This window comes from Aquabacterium sp. A08 (genome assembly GCF_011742065.1).
Genome location: NZ_JAAQQT010000312.1, coordinates 1 through 395, shown reverse-complemented (window position 1 = coordinate 395; position 395 = coordinate 1). Strand labels below are relative to the sequence as shown.

The window sequence follows — 395 nt, the reverse complement described above, 5'->3', positions numbered from 1 at the left end:
ACCCTGGGCCGCCGGCCGTACAACGACATCGTGGTGGACAACCTGGCGGTGAGCGGCGAACACGCGGTCTTCGTGCGGCACCCGGACGGGTTGGAAGTGCAGGACCTGCACAGCACCAACGGCACCTACCTGAACGGCAAGGCGGTGGTGTCGGCCCGGGTCGGCGCGGGCGACCTGCTGGAGATTGGCCGCTACCAGATGCGGGTGCTGCCCGACGCGACCGACAGCGCCCCGGCCGAGGCGACCCCGGCGGCAGCCGCGCCCGCGGCAGCGCGCATCCTGGTGCTCAACGGCCCAGCAGCGGGCAAGGCCATGACGCTGACCAAGGTCGTCACCACCCTGGGCAAGCCCGGGGTGGCGGTGGCCGCCATCAACCACCGGGGCGATGGCTACAC

1 protein-coding gene is annotated in these 395 nt (G+C 72.2%); it reads left to right on the top strand.

The window, feature by feature from the left end:
• On the top strand, nt 1-395 hold a 395-nt coding region (locus tag HA630_RS01760), incomplete at both ends, for an FHA domain-containing protein (protein WP_166832176.1).